At 45.6% G+C, this 1,409-nt stretch carries 1 protein-coding gene; it reads left to right on the top strand.

From position 1 onward, the window contains the following. Window positions 1–59: 59 nt before the first annotated feature. The coding region (locus tag A3738_RS16775) for a tol-pal system YbgF family protein (protein WP_197473896.1) at window positions 60–1,409 on the top strand (1,350 nt) is incomplete at its 3' end.

Here is a 1,409-nt window from a genome sequence, read left to right as displayed (position 1 = left end):
AAGAACTCGCTCATCTTAATTTTGTTCGAATGCAAGAGCGAAAAACGCGCGATCAAAGAATGTTGCGATCGGCAAAACAGGCAGCGAGTTACTATTTACAGCTATCAGCACTTGAGCAAATGAAAAATGGCGCTTCTGAGCAAAACCACGAAGCGACTTATTTGGCAGCGCAGGCATTACAGCGCGGCGGGCAGGCTAGCAAAGCATCAGACCTATATGAAAGGCTGGCCTACAATAACGCATCACTAGACTTTAAATCAGATGCGGCATATAGCGCATTGATCAGCTCAGAACAGGCTTTGCGCAAAACGCTTGGCCAAGATAATGCTATTAAATCGACACAATGGGCAGACAAGCAGTTTGAATTAGCAAACAAGTTCATTAGTACTTTCTCTCAAGATAAAAGAGCACCAGAAGTGGCGTTAGCGGTATCGAATTTTTATCAAAACCAACAACAGTTTGATGCGTTGATCACCTTCCTCACGGGGTTTGAGCGGTTTAGCGAAGCCTCTACAGAACAGCGGCTGACAGCTGAGCTGACAAGAGCTGGTGTTCTATACAATAAGGCCTTAGATGCTGATGGCTACACCTTTGCTGAGCGCGCTTATCGTAATGTGCTTTCTATTGCGGAGTCTGATCCCGAGTATGCGCTTAACACTAAACGAAAAATCGCTATCAACGCAGCCCTTGCTAATTCACTTTATCAGCAAGGTAAGAAGAGTGGTAAAAGTAAGCACGCACTTGATGCATATCTTAAGGTCTATGAAGAGTTCCCTTCAGACCCGCTTGCACCTGACGCCTTATTCAATGCAGCGAGTATTGCGGGGAGCACAGAGGATTGGGATCAAGCGGTCCGAACTCATCGTCTGTTTCAAGTCATGTTTCCAAAACATGAACTTCAAGCTACCGGTTTAACGCAATTAATTTATGCCTTGGAGCAAGAGGCGCTTTATATCGATGCAGCAGAGTCTTTGTTCGCACAAGCCAAGCAACAGAAAGCAATTGATGCAGCGCTGTCAGCAGAATCCGCTTATAAAGCTGCGCGATATTTTTCTGAGAATAGCGTTAAAGAAAAAGCAACCGAAGCCTATGAGTGGGTGCTCAAAGAGCACCCTAAACGTTACGATATTGGCATAGAAGCATTAGCATTTATGTTTGAAACGTCAGAAGTGGAAAGTGCGCATGAAAAAGCGTACGCAGTGCGCATAGCGGAATACGTCGAAGATAACAAACTCGATACCTCACGTGCGTTGACGCTCGGCGCGCAAGCAAGCCTATTTTTGGCCGAACAACAAAAAGCCCGCTTTACCGACATGTCATTGTCGCAACCGTTTGCGAAATCCTTACGCACAAAAACCAAGCAGCTAGATCAATGTACAGTTGCGTATAAACGCGTTGTGCAGTTTGGT

The organism is Oleiphilus sp. HI0066, from assembly GCF_001635725.1.
The sequence above is the reverse complement of the archived record's forward strand: the minus strand, read 5'-3'. Positions and strand labels throughout refer to the sequence as shown.